Source organism: Paenibacillus amylolyticus, from assembly GCF_047302515.1.
Classification (GTDB): domain Bacteria; phylum Bacillota; class Bacilli; order Paenibacillales; family Paenibacillaceae; genus Paenibacillus; species Paenibacillus amylolyticus_G.
Map to the genome: position 1 here is coordinate 319777 of NZ_CP168019.1, position 19982 is coordinate 339758.

14 protein-coding genes are annotated in these 19982 nt (G+C 48.9%); 12 read left to right on the forward strand and 2 right to left on the reverse strand.

Annotated elements, in window-relative coordinates; translation table 11 throughout:
- Positions 1-47: 47 nt before the first annotated feature.
- Entirely contained in the window at positions 48-419 is a 372-nt protein-coding gene (locus ACDJ59_RS01505; protein WP_036673485.1) for a hypothetical protein, read from the forward strand.
- A 619-nt stretch (positions 420-1038) separates the two neighbouring features.
- Here the strand turns inward: ACDJ59_RS01505 and ACDJ59_RS01510 are convergent.
- Positions 1039-2394, reverse strand: a complete 1356-nt coding sequence (locus ACDJ59_RS01510; RefSeq protein WP_413407399.1) for a dipeptidase — start codon at positions 2392-2394, stop codon at positions 1039-1041.
- A gap of 215 nt (positions 2395-2609) precedes the next feature.
- Between ACDJ59_RS01510 and ACDJ59_RS01515 the strand changes: the two genes are divergently transcribed.
- The 7 genes from ACDJ59_RS01515 (at position 2610) to ACDJ59_RS01545 (ending at position 15260) form a co-directional block, all read left to right on the forward strand.
- The gene (locus ACDJ59_RS01515; RefSeq protein WP_413407400.1) at positions 2610-5015 is read left to right on the forward strand and encodes an AraC family transcriptional regulator; all 2406 of its coding nucleotides are present in this window, start codon (positions 2610-2612) and stop codon (positions 5013-5015) included.
- A gap of 332 nt (positions 5016-5347) precedes the next feature.
- The gene (locus ACDJ59_RS01520; RefSeq protein ID WP_026081491.1) at positions 5348-6277 is read left to right on the forward strand and encodes an ABC transporter permease; all 930 of its coding nucleotides are present in this window, start codon (positions 5348-5350) and stop codon (positions 6275-6277) included.
- A gap of 12 nt (positions 6278-6289) precedes the next feature.
- The gene (locus ACDJ59_RS01525) at positions 6290-7177 is read left to right on the forward strand and encodes a carbohydrate ABC transporter permease (protein WP_017692544.1); all 888 of its coding nucleotides are present in this window, start codon (positions 6290-6292) and stop codon (positions 7175-7177) included.
- A gap of 18 nt (positions 7178-7195) precedes the next feature.
- Positions 7196-8701 (forward strand): extracellular solute-binding protein, encoded by a 1506-nt coding sequence (locus ACDJ59_RS01530; RefSeq protein ID WP_413407401.1) that lies wholly within the window; start codon positions 7196-7198, stop codon positions 8699-8701.
- Positions 8702-8833: 132 nt separating this feature from the next.
- Complete coding sequence (locus ACDJ59_RS01535) at positions 8834-12226, forward strand: glycosyl hydrolase (RefSeq protein ID WP_413407402.1); 3393 nt, start codon at positions 8834-8836, stop codon at positions 12224-12226.
- Positions 12204-13025, forward strand: coding sequence for a polysaccharide deacetylase family protein (locus ACDJ59_RS01540; protein ID WP_413407403.1), 822 nt, complete (start codon positions 12204-12206; stop codon positions 13023-13025). The genes ACDJ59_RS01535 and ACDJ59_RS01540 overlap by 23 nt, the downstream gene beginning before the upstream one ends.
- A gap of 57 nt (positions 13026-13082) precedes the next feature.
- A complete protein-coding gene (locus tag ACDJ59_RS01545; protein ID WP_413407404.1) occupies positions 13083-15260 on the forward strand; it encodes a glycoside hydrolase family 88/105 protein in 2178 nt (725 codons plus the stop codon).
- A 190-nt stretch (positions 15261-15450) separates the two neighbouring features.
- Here ACDJ59_RS01545 and ACDJ59_RS01550 read toward each other — a convergent pair whose 3' ends face one another.
- Complete coding sequence (locus ACDJ59_RS01550; protein ID WP_413407405.1) at positions 15451-16326, reverse strand: DUF72 domain-containing protein; 876 nt, start codon at positions 16324-16326, stop codon at positions 15451-15453.
- Between the two features lie 232 nt (positions 16327-16558).
- Here ACDJ59_RS01550 and ACDJ59_RS01555 point away from each other — a divergent pair, with 232 nt between their 5' ends.
- The 4 genes from ACDJ59_RS01555 to ACDJ59_RS01570 all read left to right on the forward strand — a co-directional run bounded on the left by ACDJ59_RS01555 (position 16559) and on the right by ACDJ59_RS01570 (position 19968).
- Positions 16559-17302, forward strand: coding sequence for a class I SAM-dependent methyltransferase (locus tag ACDJ59_RS01555; RefSeq protein WP_100527764.1), 744 nt, complete (start codon positions 16559-16561; stop codon positions 17300-17302).
- Positions 17303-17329: 27 nt separating this feature from the next.
- Entirely contained in the window at positions 17330-18313 is a 984-nt protein-coding gene (locus ACDJ59_RS01560; protein WP_413407406.1) for an MBL fold metallo-hydrolase, read from the forward strand.
- 198 nt (positions 18314-18511) lie between these two features.
- Positions 18512-18928 (forward strand): hypothetical protein, encoded by a 417-nt coding sequence (locus ACDJ59_RS01565; protein ID WP_036673499.1) that lies wholly within the window; start codon positions 18512-18514, stop codon positions 18926-18928.
- On the forward strand, positions 18925-19968 hold the full coding sequence (locus ACDJ59_RS01570; RefSeq protein ID WP_413407407.1) for an FAD:protein FMN transferase: 1044 nt from the start codon (positions 18925-18927) through the stop codon (positions 19966-19968). Before ACDJ59_RS01565 ends, ACDJ59_RS01570 begins: the two co-directional genes overlap by 4 nt.
- Positions 19969-19982 lie beyond the last annotated feature (14 nt).

Genomic DNA, 19982 nt, shown 5'->3' on the forward strand with positions numbered 1-19982 from the left:
CTCAAAAAGACGGGATCTGCGGATCACGCATAACGGAGGCGTGAAACATGGAACGTAACGCTATGCTCGAACATGATCCGTTCATCACAGTGCTGGCGGAGAAGTTGCACATACACGGATATTATGCCTTTTATGGCGAGCATTACAATGAGACCGATATGGAGCTGTACCGCAGGCATCTGTTTACATCATTCAGCAACATCGTATGGGTAGAGCTGGATGCACGCAAAAAGTATATGATTGTCGATCATCGTGGACGCAACACGGTCATGAAACTGATCGAAGGTATGCTGAATACACGTAGAACGCTGCGGGCGAATCAGGCCATGGCTGGGACGGACACCGCTGGAGTCCAGCAGGAGATCGCACATTTATCCAAGCTTGTGCACATGCTGAAGTTCACAACATTCCGCACATAAAGGGGATGAGGGGAGTAGAATCTGGAGGATGTCCCGAAAGTGGGTTTCTCCTTCTAGTCACAGGGCTAACAAACCTTCCGGTAGAAAATTGATGAATGACATGCAAAACGAGGAAATAAAGCGTCTACGATTCGTTATTGAGTCAAAACTGTGGATTTTCGTCGAATAGCAAGTGCGCAGTTCGTTAAAAAGTAAATACCGAACCATTGAAACGAATAGATCTAAATCAACCAATTATAAAAGGGGTGTACCGTCATGAAGTTGGACGGCACACCCCTTTTATCTACTTATATACCTACCTACTACCCTTCATTTGTAAAGTAGGCTCAATCCTAAAATCAGTCTGCGAGAAGCTGCAACGTAGTGAAGGGGACGAAATCGATTAAACAAAAACGATGACCTGTAGGCCACCGTTTTTGTAATATCTATCTGCCCCTACTCTATGAAGTTGAGTAAATAATTTACACGTTAACGGAGTGGGGAGAAAAAAGCTGAAGAAGCGGAGCGTTCGCCTTTATCACCCGAATTTCTCCCTTTAGAAAAGGGGATCAAAGAAATCGGGGGATAACAGCGATCGGAAGCTTATTCTCCCCGCGTAGTGTCCTCCGTGTAAGAGTGTTTACAAACTCTTCAAAAACTGAACAATCGTCAACAACCCTTTATCAAAGTTCTCCAGGTTGAAGTGCTCGTTCGGTGCATGCAGATTCTCATCCGGCAAGCCAAAGCCCATCATAACAGCAGGGATTTCGAGTACACGTGAGAGTTTCTCAACAATTGGAATGGAGCCGCCATCTTTGGTAAAGAGGGCACGAACGCCATACACGTGCTCATACGCATCTGCTGCTTTTTGCATAATTGGATTGGAAGGATCGGTATTGAAAGCAAAAGCTTTCTCGATCTGTTTCACATGCAGCGTTGCACCTGGTTGAACGTGAGCGCGCAGATGTGCTTCGATGCGATCCAATACATGTTGTGGATCTTGATCCGCCACGAGGCGGCAGGTGATTTTAGCATGAGCTTCCTTTGGAATAACCGTTTTGCTGCCTTCGCCTTGGAAACCACCCCATACGCCGTTCAATTCCAATGTTGGACGAGCACCTACACGTTCCACGAACGAGTAACCTTCTTCGCCGTACAATTGCTCCAGCCCAAGGTCTTGACGAAGCTGTTCTTCATTGAAGCCTTGTTTTACAAATTCTTCTCTCATCTCAGGAGACAGTGGCAGAATGCCGTCGTAGAAACCATCTACACTTACACGGCCTTGCTCATCATGCAACGAAGCGAGCAGGGACACGAGTGCATGCAGTGCGTTCGGTACGCCGCCGCCAAATGAACCGGAGTGCAAGTCGGTATTGGCTGTGTTCAGATCCACATGCATGGAACATAGGCCGCGCAGGCCAGTAGAGATCGCCGGTTTACCTTTTTCAAGCAAGGACGTATCCGAGATCAGTATCATGTCTGCACGCAGCTTGTCTGTATGTTCATTCAGATAGATGGGCAAGTTCGGGCTGGAGATTTCCTCTTCGCCTTCAATGCAGAACTTGATGTTAACTGGCAGTTCTTTGTTTTCGGCGAGAATGGCTTCTACTGCCTTGATATGTAGGAAAATCTGTCCTTTGTCATCCGTTGCACCACGGGCATACAGCTTGCCATCACGAACTGTCGGTTCAAAAGGAGGTGTCTCCCACAGGTTAAGCGGATCAACAGGTTGTACATCATAGTGTCCATAGATCAGAGCTGTCGGTTTGCCCGGTGCATGCAGGTGATCTGCATAGACAATCGGATGTCCAGCCGTTTGAATGACCTCTACGTTTTCCATGCCTGCACGTGTGAGCGCATCTGCTGCCCATTGTGCTGCACGGTTAATATCCTCTTTATGCTCTGAAATGGCAGAGATACTTGGAATGGACAACCATTCATTCAGTTCTGCCAGGTGTTTTTCTCTATTTTGTTCAAAATAAGTCTGTTCTTTCATTAAAAAGGCCTCCTTCATGTTTGCTATATCTCATTGTAATCCATTTTGTCATGTTAATAAAACATTGGTTAAAAAAATGATCGGTTACAGATCGTTTCATTCACCTGAGGATTGTGCGTATAATACAAGAAAAGGATTTCATCCATATATTCTCAGGGGAGTTGAGGAAGTTTCCATGACAGTCAGACTCGATGCAAGCAGGCAGGTGAGCAGCGATGGAACCGACTAGGAGCGATCGAATATTTGGCAGATTCAAGCGGTTATCCGATTTGAAGGCTGGAAGGCATAAAGGACGATTTTATCGAAACAGCCTCATGCTTATTTTACTCATTGCAAGCATTCCCGGACTAATCACAGGTATCGTCATGTATCAACAGGTTGTTGGCCGGATGGAAACCGAGTTCAATCAAATGCACCAGAACCAGATCGAGAACCGGGCACGTAATGTGGATGACCAGCTGGCTTATCTGGAGATGAACTTATCCCATTGGGCTTTTGAACCGAGGTTTGGCAATGCACTGCGAACGCTGGATTTTGTGTACTATTTTAATGAAACGCAGGAGATTGTGACTACCTTATACGTATTACAAGGTTCCCATCCACTGATCAAGTCAGCACAGCTGTATTTGCAGGAACCGAAGCCAATCTTGTTTAATCGGGATTATACCGAATTGAACGATGAAGCGAAAGTACAAGCCTATGATCGATATCTTTCCATGGGGAACCACGTGTACTGGACAGACTGGGTTTCCAGCAGCAACAGAGATACCGAACCTTCGACCAACGATAGTCCACTGCATACGGATGCAGGCAATGCACTTGTTCTAGTACATAAGATACCGGGGGAGAGCATTAATCCGTTTGGTGCACTGATCATCACGCTGGATAACGAGAAAGTCGCCAGTTTGTTGAAAACGCTTACTCCGTATGACGAAGGTTTAACGTTCCTTATGGATCAGGAAGGAAACACACTGGTTACCGGGAATCCGGGAACGGCGGGAGAGACTTCTGCTTTTGAGCAGCAGCTAAAAGAAGAAGTAGCCCTGCATGTGGGCAGCCGCTCATTCCTGTTCCGATATGAGGATCAGACCTATTCGGTCTCATACGGTTCATTGAGTCGGATCGATTCAGACTGGACTTACGTCTCCGCAGCACCTTTGACCTCAGTCACTTCGCCAGTCAAGCTGGTATCCAAAATCATCGTCATTGCAAGTGCAGGCAGCCTCATCCTGGGATTGTTGTTATCCTGGTTTGCTTCCCGCCGCATCTATTCGCCTGTAGCACGGATGTTGCATCTGCTTACGCCTGGCAGAAACGAAACAACACCAACGGATGCCAAGCTGGACGAGTTTGAGCTGCTGGAGCAACAGTGGAACGAACTGACCTCCCGCAGTGTCACGGCACATCGCCAATTGCAGGAGCAGCTTCCCCATCTGCGCGACAGTTTTGTCTTACAACTTGTACAGGGGCATCTATATGCCTATAACGAGCAGGATCTACAGCAGCGGATGCGTAATCTTGGTTTTGAACTGGAGGGCCAGCAGTTTTTGCTTGTGCAGATGTATTTTACGGGATATGAGCAGCTTCAAGGCAGATTTGGAAGCAAGGACACGGGATTAGTCACCTTTGCAGCAGTGAATATTACACAGGAAGTGGCGAAAAATTATTTCAGACAGATCAGTGTCATGAACTTTCATGACCTGTCTTCCGCCATGCTTGTAATCGCTCCTCAGGACGAACCTGTGAAGTCACAAGCGCTGTTATGGGGACAGGAACTGGTGGAGGTCATTGGACGTACGCTCAAAATGAAGGTGACCTTGATGGTCAGTCGCCCAGCAGCTTCACTTCAGGAACTGCCCGGACGATTCGTCGAGATGGAACAGGCCGTGGCTTATCGCAGTGTGGAGGAAGGAAGTCAGATTCTCGATTTGGAGGATGAGGCGTGTTTCCACAAAAATGAAGCAGCTTCCTATCCGCTTGGGCTGGAACGGGAGTTGTTACAGGCGGTCAGGCTGGGCAAACAAACCGAAGCGGAACGTGTGCTGGAACAATTCATGAGTGAAATTACGCGGACGGGCAGTACCGAATTTCAGGTGCAACAGATGATGCTTCAATTGCTCGGCAGTATTCAGCACATGATGCTGCAAACAGGGGTCACACCTTATAAGCTGTTTGGTGGTTACAACATGTATGAGCAACTATCCGGTATTCGTGAACCTGTACAGATGAGACAATGGATGATGAATGAGGTGTTCATACCTTATATACAAGAGGTTGAGGTACGATCGCAGGAACCGCTGAAACTGGTGGTGGAACGAACGATGTTGTACATCGATACACATTACCGCAGCGACATTTCGCTGGAAAACTGTGCTGACGAGGAGCAGATGACACCCTATGCACTGAGCAAGGCATTCAAACAGGTATCGGGCATCAATTTTATTGATTATCTGACACGTGTGAGAATGGATGCGGCGAAGCAATTGTTACGGGAGACAACGATGAAAATCAATGATGTTGCAGTGGCTGTGGGATATCAGCACAGTTATTTTAATCGGATCTTCAAGAAACAGGAGGGAGTTACTCCGAGTCAGTATCGCGATCAATGGTTTGGACAATAACCTTTTATATCTTTGTCATTTCAGACCGGCATTCAGCTTTAACGGATGTCGGTTTTTTCTTTTTTTACCGTGATACAAAGAAGGATAAACCCGCAAAAATGTGCAATTCTACCTGCTACGTTATGTTCAGTTTCTTGTGGAAATGGCGTTATAGCGGGCTTTTCGGCCAATGAGCCGGAGCAATGCAAAAAATGAAGGTTGCCGGAAAAAGATCGGCTGTATAGTCTGAGTATCAGGTTATTTGATAACGCTTACATCGTTGAGAAAGGGGAGACATGATGAACGGGAAGACGGACTGGAATACCAACGGCACTGCAACTGCTCAAGCGGATATGGCAACAAGACCATTAAAACAGGAGTCCAATTGGAAAAGGCAGATCAAACGAAACAAATGGTTATATGTGCTTGTGCTTCCCGGCTTTTTGTACTTTGTCATCTTTAAATACTTGCCCATGTGGGGGATCATCATTGCCTTTCAGGATTACCAGCCTTTCCTGGGCATCCGGGAGAGTAACTGGGTAGGGCTAGAGAACTTTACGAACTTTTTCTCCAATCCGGACTTCTTCCGACTATTACGCAATACGCTGGTTCTTGCCCTGTATGATCTTATCTTCTTTTTCCCGGCACCGATCATTATCGCCTTGTTATTAAATGAAATTAGGGTCGCCTTCTTCAAAAGAACGATTCAAACGCTGGTCTATGTACCCCATTTTGTATCGATGGTTATTATCGCCAGTATCACGTACGTGTTCCTGACCCCGCAGGGCGGGGTGTTATACGACCTGATCGCCTGGATTACAGGCAAGCCCATTGATGTACTCTCCAGCCCGGGTTCGTTTCGTCCGCTCATTATTGTGCAGATGATGTGGAAGGAGATGGGGTGGGGCACAATTATCTTCCTTGCAGCCCTCGCAGGTGTAGATACGGAACAATATGAAGCCTCCATTGTGGATGGCGCAGGACGGTTACGGCGGATGTGGCATATCACGCTTCCAGCCATTCGTACGACCATAGTCATTTTGCTTATTCTCAGACTGGGGAACTTCCTCGACACCGGATTTGAGCAGATATATCTGATGACCAACTCCCTCAACCGGGATGTGGCGGACGTATTTGATACGTATGTGTACACGGTGGGGATTACGCAAGGTGCATTCAGTTACAGTACCGCTGTGGGACTATTCAAGTCTGTGGTGGGGATCATTCTGGTACTTGGCAGTAATAAACTTGCGAAAAAATTCGGCCATCCCGGAATTTATTAAGGAGGAGCGCCCATGAACAGCCGTCTATACAACAGCCCTGCCGGCAAGGTATTTGATATCTTCAATTACGTCATGCTGGGGATTCTGGGCATATTAACCGTCCTTCCGTTCCTGTATATTATAGGGAATTCTTTTGCAACGGAAGCCGAGATCACCGAACGCAGTTTTTTCCTCATTCCGAAGGTGTTTTCCTTCAGTGCGTATGAGTATATCTTTTCATCGTCCACGATCTTTCGCAGCATTGGTGTTTCCATTTTCATCACGGTGGCAGGTACACTGGTCAATCTGTTCTTCACACTAACGATGGCCTATCCACTATCCAGAAGTGACTTCTGGGGCCGTAACGTCATGATGAACATGGTGATTTTCTCGATGTTATTTGGCGGTGGCATGATTCCAACGTATCTCGTCATTCGTGGACTGGGACTGCTCGATTCTTACTGGGCCCTTATGCTTCCTGGCGCGATCAGCGCTTTTAACTTAATAGTTGTCAAAAACTTTTTTCAGCAAATGCCGCCCGGGCTGGAGGAAGCGGCCCGCATCGACGGCTGTTCGGATCTCGGGGTGCTGTGGCGAATTGTTCTGCCTTTATCCAAACCGGTCATCGCCACGTTTGCCTTGTTCTACGCCGTAGGCCACTGGAACAACTTTTTCTCGGCACTGCTGTACATTTCCGACAGTGACAAATGGCCACTGCAAGTCATGCTAAGACAGATCGTGTTACTCTCGCAAGCCAGTGTCGGAGATATGGCTAACATGGACCCAAATTTTGTGCAGCCACCAGAGCAGTCAATCAAAATGGCGGTGATCGTTGTAGGTACCATTCCGATTTTGCTGGTGTATCCGTTTTTGCAGAAGCATTTTGCCAAAGGTGTCATGTTAGGTTCAATCAAAGGCTAAAGCCAAGGGGGAGAACGTATGGGACAAAAAACGGGATTCAAAAAAGGTGCACTGTTACTCTCTGCGTCACTGGTATTGAGTACAATTCTGGGAGCATGCTCCACGGACAAAGCAGGTTCAGGGACCGCTGCCGGTGGAACCGACGAAATTACCATTATGCTGCCGAACTTTGAAGCGGAGAATCCGCCGGAGAACAGCCCGGTCATCCAGAAGCTTGAAGAACTGACCAAGGTGGATGTGAACTTGCAGTGGGTGCCGAGCAGCTCGTACGAAGACAAATTCAACATCACACTGGCCTCGGGAAAGCTTCCTCAGATTATGGTGGTCTTAGGGAAGTCCCCAAGTTTCATTAATGCGGCCCGAACCGGAGCATTCTGGGAGCTTGGTCCTTATCTGAAAGATTATCCGAATCTGAGCCAAATGAATGAAATCATCACTAACAATGCTTCAATCGATGGCAAAACCTATGGAATCTACCGGGCACGCGCCCTAGGACGTAATGGGGTCACAATCCGCAAAGATTGGCTGGAGAATCTGGGGCTGGAAGAGCCGAAGACGATTGATGAATTTTATAATTTGTTGAAAGCGTTCACGAATGATGATCCAGATGGTAACGGCAAGGATGATACGTACGGTCTGGTTGCCAGCAAATTCACGGGTCCATGGGATAACATGCAGGTATGGTTTGGTGCACCCAACAAATGGGGAGATGATGGCAGCGGAGGTCTGATTCCGGCGCATGAGACACCAGAATACATGGAAGCTCTGAAATTTTTCCGGCAAATCTATAGTGAAGGTCTGGTCAACAAGGACTTTGCCGTGATGGATGCAACGAAACTTCCTGATCCATTTGTGAATGGGCAAGCCGGTGTCATGGTGGATGTAGCAGATAATGCACAGCGGATGGATCAGAAAATACTCGATAAAGACCCCAATGCGACAGGACGCGTGGATGTGCTGCAAGCGATGGAAGGTCCAAAGGGATTGCGCGATATGCCAACGTCCGGCTACTCCGGCCTGATTGCGATCTCCAAAAGCAGTGTCAAAACGGAAGAAGACCTGAAGAAGGTACTGAGCTTTCTGGATCAGTTGAATGAACCGGAATTGCAAGCATTGTTGTATAACGGACTGGAAGGCAAGCAATACGAGAAAAAAGAAGACTACATCGTACCGAGCACTGACAAGCTTGCACTTCGCGACCTGCAAGGCTTAAATCAGATTTTGATGTTTGTGCCGGAAGACAGAACGCTTCGTGTACAACAGACACCTGTCCGTGAAAAGGTTGCACAGGTGCAGAAAGCCAACGAAGAGATTGTCATCGCCAATCCTGGCGAACCGCTGATCTCGGATGTTTACGCTCAGAAAGGACCGCAGCTGGACAATATCATTAACGATGCACGGATCAAATATATCGTAGGTCAGATTGATGAGAAAGGATTCGAAGATGCTGTTGCCCTGTGGAAGAATAACGGCGGAGACGATTATGTGAAAGAAGTCAATGAACTGTACGCTGCACTGAAGTAGTTGGAAAATATGACTTCCTGAATATGGTTTTTGATGTATAATCAAAACAAAACAAACCTATATAAACTGAAATGAACGTTATTGGTAAAGCTGGGTACCACACACTTTTGGACAGGCAGGGAGGAAGGCAACATGTGGAACGGGGATGCTTTTGAAAATCCTGAGGCGCAGTACAGGGTCCATCCCTTTTGGTTCTGGAACGGGGATATGGAAGAAGAACAGGTTAAGCGGCAAGTGGCTGAGATGGCGACGCAAGGTGTAGGTGGATTCTTCATCTGTCCACGTCAGGGACTGCAAATTCCCTATCTGTCGGAAGCGTGGTTTGATAAGGTGCGGATTGCAGTGGAAGCGGCGGCTGCTCACGGCATGCAAGTATGGTTATATGACGAATATCCATATCCAAGCGGGATGGCTGGTGGGGAAGTGACCCTTGACTTTCCTGAAGCAAAGCAGCGTCAGCTCGTGCATCATCAGTTGGTGGTTCAGGGCGGAGAAGCTGTGGATCTGGAGTTGCCGTGGGGACGAGTATTGGTTGCCAAAGCGATTCCCAAGGATGAACAGGGCAAGCGTCTATGGCAGGAGTCCATCGATCTACGCAGCAAAATTGGCAATATCCAGACGCACCAGGTGTATCAGGAGACCGGACTCACATCGTATAACCGCAAGCGGTTCTTCACCTACCGAACAGCGTTCCGCTTGTTGTGGGATGTTCCCGCGGGTGATTGGGAGTTGATAATATTTCAGGAAAAAGAGATCGACGATTTCAAATATTACGGCAACTTTGTTGATCCTTGCCATAAGGAAGCGATGAGTCGTTTTATTGGACTGACACATGAGCGTTATAAGTCTGCGGTTGGAGATCGATTTGAAAGCGTGATCAAAGGTATGTTCTCGGATGAAATTGCACCGCTGGGCCGTATTCCCTGGTCACCACAGCTTCCCCGTTATTTCAGTGAGCGTTGTGGTTATAGTCTGATCGATTCGCTACCGGCCCTGTTATATAGTGATGTTCCGGACGCGCATCGGATTCGGTATGACTATTACCAGTCACTGCATCTGCTTCTCCGGGAGTCCTATCACAAACAGGTGCATGACTGGTGTGAGGAAGCAGGAATCCAGTATGCGGCTGAAGCGCCTGGTGTACGGATGACTACCCAGTTGTTCAGTCATATGCCAGGTGGTGATTCAGCACATGAGAAAATTGGACGATCCTTATCGTGGATTCTGGAACGATATGGTCAAAAGATGCGTGACAATCCCAAGATGGTCAGTTCGCTTGCCCGGCAATTGGGCCGAAGCCGCAATCTGATTGAATGTTTTCACAGTGTGGGCTGGTCCATGACGCTACAGGATGCCAAGTGGATGATTGATCGAATGGCCGCCATGGGCACCAATTTTTATAACTTTCACGCCTTTTTCTATACGATTGGTGGACTGGCAAAGCATGATGCACCGCCATCTCAATTTTTACAGAATCCCTACTGGAAGCATTTCCGGCAGTTGGGGGATTACACCGGACGGTTGAGCTATCTCATGAGCACCGGAGCAGCAGACATTCGTATTGCCGTACTTGACCCAACGACAACATTCTGGAGTCTGATGGGTAATCCGCTGCATGGATTTGAGTATAGCGGCGAAGACGAATCAGAACGGGTGCAACTGGAGCGTCTGACGAAGGACTGGATGAGGATCACGACACATCTGCTCGAAAACAGACGTGACTATGATCACCTTGATCCCGAATTGTTGGCTGAAGCTGACTTAACGGATGGCATCATTCAGATCGGTGTTGCCCGTTATGACGTACTGATTCTGCCACCGATGCTGAATCTGGAGGCTGCGGCCTGGGAACAGGTGAAGAGATTCGTTCAGCAGGGAGGAACCGTCATCTCTGTTGGGATGCCACCGCATATTGCCATCCAGCCGGGAAGTCCGGAGGGAGATGAAGCTGCCCAGTTCTTTGGTGCGGGCGAGCAGCCGCAAGAGGTGTACTGGGGCCGTAGCGTGACAACAGATCACGATAACCGTGAAACCATGTGGCATCAAGGTGAGGGGAATGCCTATTTTCTACCCGCAGGAACAGGGCAGGGAGATGACTTTTCGCTGGAGCTAATCTCTCTCCTGCTCGATCAGGTATTGCCGGAACCCATCTGCTGGATCATGGAGGAGGAAAGTGCCTCTCTGCTGATGCACACCCGTGAATTGTCGGCTGGGGAGCATATGGTTTTTTTGACCAATCAGGAGGGTCAGGACCTGAAGGGACAATTGAAGCTGGTCGCCAGACAGCTGTGGGATGGAGAGGAGCTGGCAGAGGGTGCTTGTATTGTGGCAGAACGACTTGATCTGGAGACAGGGCGGCTTCAGATATTGCCGTATACGAGCAGTGGTGGGGAATGGTGCATTTCACTAACACTGGCGCCTTATGAAGCGCATGCTGTTCGTCTTACTTTACAACCTGCGAAGGAAGAGGCATTAACAACGAAGGTGGATGTAGCAGACAAAACGGGATCGACGTTCGGAGCGGATGTTTCGGCAGGGGTGAATCAAGCCTGTAAGATCATGGTCCCTTCGGAAGGGCCATGGCGATTGGAAACGGTGCAGTCTAACATTTTACGAATGGGACAATTTCATCTTGAGGCTTCCAATGCTAATGGAATAATTCTGGAAAGCCAGCATGTGGCTGTAAAACCGTTTATTGATCAGGCGGCAGAATTATCGGAGCAGCAGCATCTGCCAGTCCAGTTTAATCAGGTGTTTGGCACACCGAAAAAGGCATCCGTTGCTTACCCGATCGAGTGCCGTTATACGACCACATTTGAGCTGAGAACGGCATTGCCTGCATGCCTTTTATTCATGGACAGAGCGGCGATCTCGGGCACTTGGTCCATGGAGATTAATGGGCAACCACTTGGAAAAGAACAGTTCGATCCAATCGAAATAACCGACCACAATAATATCGCTTGTGATATCACGGAGCTGCTGCACAGCGGTCTTAACGAAATGACGGTGATTGTGCAGGTAACGAAAGATGAGGATGGCATCGTGGATCCCTTGTATCTACAAGGTAGATTCGGCGTGGAGTTCCATTATGAAGGCATGGCTTCGCTCGTGCGGGAACCGGACACGGCCCTTTGTATCGGACCTGAACCGCAGCCGCTGTATCCCCATTTTGCCGGGGAAATGAGTTATAAATGCACGTTCTGGCTGGATGAGCTAGGGGAAGATGTTGCCTCATTTGAACTGGAATTTAGCGATTGGCGTGTGCAGGATGTAACGGAAGTGCGGGTGAACGGACATAGTCTGGGTGTAAGATGCTGGTCTCCGTATCGCTGGAAGGGAGATGCATCCTGGCTTCGTCCTGGGGAGAACGACATTGAAGTGCGGATTACCAACACATTGATCGGCCTGCTGGAAGGTACGTATTTTGATTCAGAACATCATCGATTACAAGATGCAGGTCATGTACTGTTGAAGAATTCGGATAAAGGAGTGGAAGCAGGGGATGGGACATCGTATTCGGTTTGACCGCTATCCAGGTGGTGTGATGAAAGCGCTGACGCTCAGTTATGACGACGGAGTGGTGCATGATCGCAGACTGGTGGAAATCTGTAATCGGTATGGTCTACGGGGAACCTTTAATCTGAACTCCGGTACCCTGGGTAATCCAGGCCGCATTGAGGCTGGGGAAGTCGCTGAACTTTATACGGGGCATGAAGTAGCCGTTCACACGGTTACTCACCCTACGCTGCCTTATGTTCCGAATGAACTATTGACCGAAGAGATTATCGAAGACCGAAAAGCATTGGAGCAGCTCGTCGGTTATCCGGTACGAGGCATGGCTTATCCCAACGGAGGGTACGACCGTGCGTTAAGTACAAAGCTGGAGTGGCTTGGCATTGATTATGCCCGTACCGTTGAATCACATGGCAGATACACATTGCCAGAACGGCCGCTTGAATGGCATCCGACCTGTCATCATAACCATGATCTGGCGGGGCATGCCAAACGTTTTATCCAACATTCCAAAACAGGTACGCCACTATTACTCTACGTCTGGGGTCACAGTTATGAGTTCAATGACAACGACAACTGGGAGATCATCGAACAGTTCGGTGAGCAGATTGGCGGCAGGGACGATATCTGGTATGCCACGAACATCGAAGTGATTGCTTATTGGAAAGCGGTGCAACGATTGGAGTGTTCAGCTGATCGATCCATCATCCATAATCCGTCTGCCATCCCGGTTTGGTTCACGGCTGATCAGCAGGTTGTTGAAGTGCAGGGTGGAGAAACATTGCGGCTAAGCGAACGAATCAAGGTATAAGGAAGGGAGCTGACGATCATTCGTTATTTTCATGAGAACGAGGCGATTGCAGGCAAGGTGTACGATTCAATTCCGGATATATTGACTACGGTGGCTCAGCGTTATATTGGCGATCATCCGAAACATTCCTTTTTGTTCAGAGCCCATAATCAGGGAGGTTTTCGCAGGCTAGGGGACTATCGCTACGACCTGAATCTGAATGAGAAATCTATAGAGGCGCGTGCAGGGCAATACGTGTATGTATGGGGCAAGATATGGAGCGAGCAGAATACAACGTTAAATACGGGCCTGAACTGTTATAGTCCAGTGACGATCTATGTGAACGGTGAAGAGGTGTTCAAGTCTGAGTTGTTGCAGGAATTATTTCCCGAGCGAAGAACCCAGATTCCGATTTCCGTGAACTATGGCTGGAATGATGTGTTGCTGTGTTTTGTCAAAACAGAAGTAGGGTTCGGCGGTATCTACGGAACAGCCTCGTTCAAAAATTTCCCGCTGCACTTCCTCACTCCTGGGGCTGATCGTCAGGGACAGGAGGGCTGGTTATATTCGGAACCCGTCGATGAACCTGTATTATCTCTTCCTCGTGACGGCATGATGGAAGAAGAAACGGGCCTTACCTGGTATCCGCGCAGGGGTTGGACAGATGAGGAGCAGGGCGCAGGTTCATTTGCCCGGATCTTTGGAACAGAACAACTAGCTGTTGCTTACGCCTGGTCCAGACTGGATGTAACCTTGCCAGGATCAACGCCAGTTATTTTAAATGGCCGTCATGATGGAGCTTTGACTCTGTATGTGGATGGCACGGAAGTATACTCTGCTGGAAGTAGCGGTAACTTCCGCATTGAACTCCCGCGCCGTTACGGTTCATCGGATGTGGTCGTGAAAGGTGAAGTTCAGGCAGTTGGTGGCTCATGGGGATTCACTTTGGAAGATGCCGAGCGTTCGGGTTCCGCAGGCTGGAGACTGAAACCTTCTCATCCGGTTGCGGGATGCTCTGACCCTTGGCTGTACACAGGCGTGTTTGCTCCCGGCGCTGAACCAACTCACGTCGACGTTGTGAGAACGGACACCGTATTTGATGATGGCGCACAAGGTGTGTATTGGCGGGTAGATCTTCCCGATACGCATGTTCGTCCCTACCTGGAGAACACACATTACGGAAAATGGAATTATCCGCTTGGCGTTACCCTGCTTGGACTACTCCAGACGGGACAGGAATTGGGACGGGATGATTACATTCAGTACGTGCGGCAACATATTGAACTGAGTACTTCATTTGACCGCTATGGTCTGTGGGATCGGGAAGGTTACGGTGCGGCAGGGATTAATAATCAACTGTCTGCCATCGACAGCTTGGATGATTGCGGTTCGTTTGGGTCCACGCTGCTTGCTGCGATGGAGTTCGGTGATATTCGTGGGGGAAGAGATACTGCGGATCGGATTGCGGGCTACATTACGGATGAGCAGGAACGTTTGGAGGATGGTGCCTTTTACCGGGTTCGCGGCAGTGGAGAGATGCGTCAGGAGACGATGTGGTGTGATGACTTGTACATGAGTACACCTTTTCTGATGCGTTATGGTCAGTTGACAGGAGATGCGACGTACTGGGAAGATGCGGTCAATCAGTTCCTGATGTTCCGTAAATACCTCTATCTTCCCGAACAACAGATCATGTCCCATGTGTATGATTTTGTGCGTGGTCGGGCGACAGGTATTCCATGGGGACGAGGGAACGGCTGGGTGCTCTTTTCATTAACCGAATTGTTATCCATCCTGCCACATGATCATGTGAAACGGTCGGAACTGCTAACTTTCTATCGTGATTTAAGTCAAGGTTATCTGGCGCTGCAAGGGGAAAATGGACTATGGCATCAGGTGCTGAACCGCCCGGATTCGTATGAAGAAACCTCCTGCACATCCATGTTTATCTACGCTTATGCCCGTGGTATTCGGGAAGGCTGGCTGGAACAGCCAGAGCCTTATTTGGAGGCCGTACGCAAAGGATGGGAAGGCATGACACGTTTGTCGATTGACTATAAAGGCAATATATACGGGGTATGCCGGGGTTCCGGGTACTCGTTTACCGCCTTGTATTATCGTGATGATCTGGGATGGAATCTGAATGACACCCACGGGATCGGCATTGTGCTCTTGGCGGGCATTGAATTGTATAAAATGAACCAGCAGCTCTGTAAGACATCTATCGATTCTTCGGTTACAGCCGCGCAGCGCTGATGTTTGACACAACGAAACGGCTGTATGTGGATAGCCTTCTATAGGTAGATTACCAGCTAAAGAAAGCGGCAAAGCCCCCGGGCTTGCCGCTTTTAGGTTGTTTCCAATTTCGAATACGATCTGCATAATAGCAATGATAAATACACTTACCTTTACCCAATAATATGAATAACTCCGTTTTTAGCACGTATTAAAATAACTCCAGCTGCTCCGGTCCTTCTTCCTTCTCCGGTTCAGAACGGTCAGGGAAAGGCTTCACCGGCTGATCCAGCAGGTCCATCATCATCTGGGCATTCGCCGCTGCATCGCCACCGGAGTTGTTGTTGAAAATAACATAGACATCCTTGCTCTGCTCCTGCAATTGCTCCAGATATCCTTTCCACTCCAACAATTCTTCCTTGTTGTAACGGTATAAATAACGGGTCTCGCGCCAATTGGGCGCACCATTCTGATGCCACCCGGACACATTGCGTCCGTGCAAACGCACCAGCGTCATCTCGGAATCCGTCGCCTGTGGCACGATGGGGATAGAACCTAGACCTGCCTGAGGTTCGTCACAGACGCTGTGAATCCAGCCTTGCTCTTTCAGGAACGAAAGCGTCCGCTCGCGCATGTCACCTTCATACCAGCTACGATGACGGAATTCCAGGGCACACGGAATGCCCTCCATTCGAAGTTTTACTTCACGAAGCTCTTTCACGTTGTCCTTATTGCACTCAAACCAAGGCGGATATTGAAACAAGGCTGCCTGCATCTTGCCGGCTTCAATGACCGGTTCCAGTGATTCCTGAAAAGCCTTATACATCTCCGACGTGCTGGTGAAGTAGGGCTTGCCCCGCAGATGTCCGGTCATTCCCTGGTAGGCTTTGATGATAAAAGCAAAGGATTCGGGCGTCTCTGCAGCCCATCGTGCCATTCGATCCCGCGGCTGAACGGCGTAGAAGGAACTATCCACCTCGACGGTGGAGAAGTACTGTCCGTATAGACTGAGTTTGTCTTTGGCTTTGGTACGGTTTGGATAGAGATCTTCCTGATCCCCCCATCCGGTAAGTCCGATGTGAATCATAAGAACACCTCCTGTTGCTTTTTGAACAACCTCTTATAATTAACCGATTTGCAGGCATATGTCTAACATTATATCGTGTGCATTTTGGCTCTTCAATGTTGGAAAATCACTGGAATTTTTTGAGTTTGCAGAATAAAGACGTTACAATACATTAAAGCTAGTGGAAATGATCAGGCCTGTACATAGCGTACTACAGATAGAGAGCCAGTGACCAAGTGGAGGGCGAGAATGGATGACGGAATGGTATGAAAAGAGTTTTGGAGAAGATTATCTGCTCGTATACAAGCACCGGGATGTGCAGGGTGCCCATCAGGAAGTACATAAAATGATTAATTGGTTGAAGCTTGAGCCCAATGCTGAAGTATTGGATCTATGCTGCGGTATGGGACGGCACTCCATGGCACTTGCTGACGCAGGATTGCGAGTGACCGGAGTTGATCTGTCCGATGTGCTTCTACGTGAAGCGCGCCTAATGGACACTGAACACCGAGTATCTTGGTGTCACGCAGACATGCGTGAACTGCCGCTGAAAGGTGGTTTTGACGCTGTAGTTAATCTGTTCACATCGTTTGGTTATTTCCTGGAGGACGGAGAACAATTGAAAGTATTACGTGCCATTCATCGCATGCTTCGCCCAGGTGGCAGCTATATTATTGATTTTATGAATACGGCTTATGTAACGCGTCATCTGGTGCAGCACTCCGTTCGAGAGGATGAAGGACAGCGTATTGAGGAGTATCGCAAGATTGAGGAAGGGTTTGTGCAAAAGGAAATTCGCATTACGGATACCACATCCGGACATGAACCGCGGGTATATCAGGAACGTGTGAAGTTGTACACACGGGAACAACTGAGTCAGATGTTAAGTGCCGCCGGACTCCGGGTAGATCAGGTACATGGCGGCTATGACGAAGAGAAATATGACGAGCAGACTTCTCCACGCATGATTTTTGTGGGTCGTCGTCCTGTGGAGTGAACAGAGAAAGTCTGGAAGGGGGATAACATGAAGCGCACAGAAGAGATATCCATGACAGAGGGCATACACCGGGTCAAGATCAGCATGTCGTTTCCCTTACGATGGGTGAACAGTTATGTGTTATCAGAACCGGATGGGAAGATAACTATTATAGATCCGGGACCGCGTAATTCGGAAACAGAACAGGAGTGGAGTGAAGCGCTGGAAGATCTTGGCCTGACCTTTAGCGATATTCGTCAGATTGTACTGACCCACCAGCACCCCGATCATCTTGGGTTGTCGGGTTGGATGCAACAGATGACGGGGGCACCCGTTCGAATGTCCACACGCTCCCGCCAAGAGGCTGATTATATGTGGGGACCTGATTCACGCATCAATACAATATTACCTGATTATTATGGTCGTCATGGTATGCCGGAAGACAAGACTGAGCAGATACATGAACATATGAAGGCATTTGCTTCGCAGATCACACCACTTCCGAACGTCACACCCATTGAAGATGGCGAGTGGCTTAATATGGGCGGGAAACGTTGGGTTGCTGTGGAGACGGGGGGACATGCCCCAGGCCATTTATCCTTTTATGCGCCGGAGTCCATGGAGATTCTGTGCGGAGATGCAGTTTTGCCACAGATTTCACCGAATATCAGTCTGCAACCCGGCAGTGACCCTCAGCCATTATTGTCTTATATGGAAGGATTGCAACGTCTTGGGGAGCTGAATGTCAAGCAGGCGTATCCGGGGCATCGGAATCCTTTTGCCCAGTTCACCGAACGGACAGTTCAATTGCTGGCTCATCACGAGGAACGTCTTCAGAAGATGACGGAGCGAATTCAGGAGTCATCGGCGAATGCGTATGACATCTGTGTGCACATGTTTGGCAATCGGCTGGGTACCCATCAACTGCGGTTTGCCATGAGTGAGACGTTAGCCCATTTGCAGGAGTTAATTCGACGCGAACTAGTGAAGCAAGAGCAGCAACCGGATGGCACGTTCTATTTTCAAATCTAAACGGAATGATGATATCGATATGAAATGATAATACGATCTTATATAGAGGCTCGGGACAGGAAATTCACCTGTTCTGGGCCTTTTTAGCCTCTCTTAACGGTTCATTCATCTATTTTTAAGCCAGCGCGCCTATGATACATCTATGAACTTCGCTAGGGCGTGTCTTAAGACACACCCTAAAGAAAGCAGGGAAGAGCGATGACCAGAAGAAAACGGAATCAATGGAGAAAATGGCAAGCTTCAGCGGCAGCAACGTTGACTGTGGCTGCACTTTTTCAATATGTAAGAACTTCGGATGCCTTTGATGTGGCCTATGCAGCAGCGAATGGCACAGATACAAGCGTTACTGCTTCAAGCCAAGTGGATACGCACGATGATGTGATGGATGAATGGATCAACAGTACAACGGACAGCAACAACTGGAACACGCAGGACAATGACAATAATGATAGTCAATATAATGGAACATCCGATAGCACACAAGCAGCTCGGCCAGATCAGAGCACGAGTAACGAGGGGAATTATTCAGATTCTCAGCGTATTGGGCAAAATAACCAGGGTACAGACTCCGGATACAGCAGTGGCAACTATCAGTCACGTACAGGTGCGTCATGAGCCGCACGGAGCAAGTTGCTCGTCCGCTCCGATTTCAATTCCGTGCGATGAACACGGATGTTGAAGTGCAACTGTCCGCTGGGCGGGAAGAAGCTGAACATGCAGCAACCGTGGTGAAGAATTGGTTTGAGACGCAGGAGCAGCGTTTCAGCCGATTTGTGGCAGACAGTGAACTGAATCGTCTGAATGGTTCGACGGGATGGATGCCGATCTCGGCTGCGATGGATGAGGTTTTGAGTCTGGCCTATGGATATATTGGCCTGACCGAAGGGATTTTTCAACCGGGCATCTCGCAGGCTCTTCAGGCTTCGGGATACGATCTATCCTTCGAGAAGGTGCAACAACGACAACCGCAACGTCCATTGCTTGAACGGATATTGCGAACGAAAACACCTGAATCATCAGGCTGGATGGAAGATCGATATGACCACAGCCGTCCGAGCTGGATTCAGCGGGAAGGTAGCCGGATGGTTCATCTGGACCCCGGAGCTGAGTTGGACCTGGGAGGCATTGTTAAGGGCTGGGCAGTGGAGCGTATCGCAGACTGGTTACAGCGAACGTTGCATATCCCGGCGGGGTTGATTAACGCGGGTGGAGATATTCAAGTATGGGGTTCACCAGACCATTCCCAGTGGACCTTGCAAGTAGCAGATCCCTTGCATGATCAGGAGAATGTGTCAGGTGTGGTTCGCTTACAGCGAGGAGCTGTTGCCACTTCAGGTGTTTCCCGCAGACAATGGCAGAATACGGACGGAAGCCTTGCACACCATCTCATTGACCCTCGGACGATGGAACCGGCGGATACGGATGTATTGCAGTGTACCGTTATGGGACAGCATGCTTCGCAATGCGAGATCACTGCCAAGACGGTATGCATTCTGGGGAGTGCCGAAGCCGTGGGCTGGTTAAACCGACATTACGATCGGCATGACGTCCTGTGGATGACACGGGATGGGAGTATTTATTTTAGAGGGAATACAGATACGCTCGCTGAGCACTGGCCTGGTTTTGATCCGGATCATCGCTTCAGTCTGATCTAGGACAAGTCTAACAG